Genomic DNA, 3,209 nt, shown 5'->3' with positions numbered 1-3,209 from the left:
CGGCACAATGGTTTAAGTTAGGTGGCAATGTTGCTCACTACTTAACGCGGCGTTATGTGGTGGCGTACACCAGTGGTATTTGGACGTACCAAAATTAAGGGTATATTGATCGGATTAACCATAGTGTTATTTTGTTAGTTTCATTATTAACTACGAGGTCTTCATTATGTCAGATGACTGGATTTGGCAGTTGTTGCATGTGTTAAAGCTTTTGTTAGGTACTGGGCCGTTGTTGCTTATACTCATGATATTGATCCCATTTGCATTTCTTCCATCAATTATCGCGTTAAAGAAAAATCATCCTTATAAGATTCCTATCGCCTTGGTAAATGTTTTAGGTGTTTTATTGTGGTGGGCAGGATGGTTAATTGCTTTGATTTGGTGTTTTATTGTCCCAGAAAATAAAGCTGCGAGTATAGCTAACGTTGTAGATGAGCTTGATAAGCTCCACTCTTCGAAAGAGATATGTACTATTTCTGAGAATGAATTCAAGGTCAAATAGAAGGAACTAATGCCGCTGTAAAGAACCACATAACAAAAAATTTAAGAGTGATTCACAACGCTCGGCGCTCTCATTTCAAGTCAGTTTAGTGATTATGGCACAATGGTTTAGCTAAGGTGTTAGCGTTGTTCACACCTTAATTTGGCGTTAGTTGCCAGCGGTAAAAATGCAGCTAAATCAGAAAGTTTTGGGCTAATGCATCGTGCAATTTTACTCCTTTTTGTAGCTGAGTGTGGCTTGTTAAAATTGTGTTCGATTTTAGTGTTGTGATTTTGTTTTGCCGTTTCAGACGCAAATGCACTCGTTGAAAGTCAGCTTTGTAGCATTGCCTGTCCAAAAGATCTTTTTGGTGCTTTCAGTCAGCTTTCTACGGCGTTGTAAGTTCCAAGTGGTTTCAGTGACAATCGCTTTGAAACTGCGCCTGATTTGGGTTTTTCAACACGTTGAAAAACGGCGTTGGCAAAGTGGAAACAAACAAGAAATCAGAGGTTTAGAATGGCAACTAACAAAGCGTTTAAGGCAGATTCGCAACGCTCGGCAGTTTTGGTTTGCTTTGAATTTAGTGTTTACGGCACAATGGTTTAGGTCAGGTGGCAATGTTGCTCACTACTTAACGCGGCGTTAGGTTTCAATTCAAATTCAGTAACTTACATAGAACTAGAAATATGACTTACAGTGTAGCTTGGACAACAGAAACAGCAGCTTTTATCGTTACTGATAGTGCTGTAACAAATCCAATCGATCATCATGATGGAATGTCAAATGGAACGACTTCATTTTGTGAAAGACAAGGGAGGTTAGATAGCGGAAATTATGTATACGAGAGGGCATATAAGATTTTTTCAAAATCTAATGTTGCTTACTCGTTAGCTGGTGACGCAAATTTTGGAACTGAGTTTATAAATGATGTTGCGTTTCGTATTGAACTGGGATTTGACGTAGTGTCTTCGATTAGAGGAGCTATAGATAATTACCCTGATTTTAAACTCAAACCCTCAATCGAAGTTACTATTGCATTTTATGATGAACATCCGCAATTAATAACAGTTAAAAATACAAGATCAACTTATATCGAATTTGAAAATGGCTTGGTCCTTACCGGCTCACCAACAGAAGAGTTAATCGATTATACAAATACTTTCTATAATGTCTTTATGGAAGACTACCTTAAGATCCCTTTGGGTTCCGTAAGTGATGAAGAGTTATTGGTAAAAATGATTGCATTGCTGCAAAGCTATGGTATCCATAATTACACAATCGAAAATGGTATTGGTGGTGCATATACAGGGTTAAGTGTCACAGATTCTGGTGTAGAGTACCAGCCCGATATCTGCTACTTAATTTCTGGAGAAAATCCAGCTTTTGATAGCCAAAAGATAGCTGCTGTTAATGCCAATGAACACTCGGTTTGCATAATAAATACAGATATTTCCGATATCGTTATATCAAATAAAAATTCTGATGTAACTGAATCGACTCAGACCTCATTTTTAGATAGCTGTCGGAATAAGTTTGATCGTGGAGAGTATAAATATTTCATATTTATGAATATATACTGTCACGTTGTTTGCATCGTAGATATGAATTTTAGTAGACATCATTTACTACTGAGTCTAGACGTTCGAGAAGATAAATCGGGCACATTAGGTTTAATTGTAAGCAATGATTTACAAATGATGCTAAATGATGGCTATCAGGTTCCTACTAATATTCAAGATACGACGTTCCATTGTATTCCGTTTATTCCTGCCCCTGAGGGAAAAGTTAACTTGGTTGAAAAAGAGCTTACCAAGTTAAGAGTGGGAAAAATAAGTACACCAGCTGTACCGAAGTATAAATTCATCTTAATGGAGTCTGGAAGTCAGGTTGATTGGTATTATGGAAATGAAGATTCAATCTTTCCATTCTTAAAATACAATAAAGATCGAGAGTTTATTAGAATCGTAAATGTCTCGACCGATATGGTCGCATTGGAGTTTGAGAATGGGGATGTTATATTTCCAGACCTTGGTTTCCATGTTGATGAAGTATTTGTCAATATCGTAGATAAAGAAAGAAAGGAAGATATCTACATTTTTGACTTCTATCCAAACAATGGTGATGATGAGTTTCTGTTTGTTCACGTACTTGCCACAAACATCGATGATGCTTTGAACAAGGCGAAACAATCAGTTCATAGTGAATATGGTTACGAACCCACTTTGATTTTTTCGGGTAAACAATTTTATCATCCGAAGTATTTTTTCAGTGAATAGGTATCTGAAACCTAACAATCTGTTTAAGAGTGATTCGCAACGCTTGGCATTTTTGCTATGCGTTGCGTTTAGTGTTTAAGGTGGTATGCGGAAGCTTAGGTATTGCGTTGCTCACACCTTAATGCGGCGTTATGTTTACTTGTATTTCAGTGGCTTAAAGTTTCTTCGATCTATGTTCTTTGTCCCTTTGGCAGATCGTTTAAGTACTTCAGCAAATCGGCATTGTCGGCCCAAGTTCATGAATCACTCAGCCGGTAAAACATACTAATGTTCGTGGGTTGCTTCATTATTGGATCGTGGCGGTTGGGTTCAAATTGCACTGGCTCTAAGTCGCTTGCATCATATTTGCCAATTGGCATGTCAGCTTGGCAGTTGCCTCGACAATTTGCCATTGTTCTGCGCTGTGGTTGGAAAGAGAGGGCGCTTGTTGAACGTTGGCCGGGTTGCCTCAT

At 38.1% G+C, this 3,209-nt stretch carries 2 protein-coding genes; both read left to right on the top strand.

From position 1 onward, the window contains the following. Window positions 1–166: 166 nt before the first annotated feature. The gene (locus tag CDZ87_RS16450) at window positions 167–502 is read left to right on the top strand and encodes a superinfection immunity protein (protein ID WP_100754496.1); all 336 of its coding nucleotides are present in this window, start codon (window positions 167–169) and stop codon (window positions 500–502) included. 665 nt (window positions 503–1,167) lie between these two features. Next, window positions 1,168–2,757, top strand: coding sequence for a hypothetical protein (locus CDZ87_RS16440; protein WP_100754494.1), 1,590 nt, complete (start codon window positions 1,168–1,170; stop codon window positions 2,755–2,757). The last annotated feature ends 452 nt before the right edge of the window (window positions 2,758–3,209 follow it).

Origin of the sequence: Vibrio salilacus, assembly GCF_002811245.1 — a bacterium.
Lineage (GTDB): Bacteria > Pseudomonadota > Gammaproteobacteria > Enterobacterales > Vibrionaceae > Vibrio > Vibrio salilacus.
This window is presented reverse-complemented; position numbering and strand designations above follow the sequence as displayed.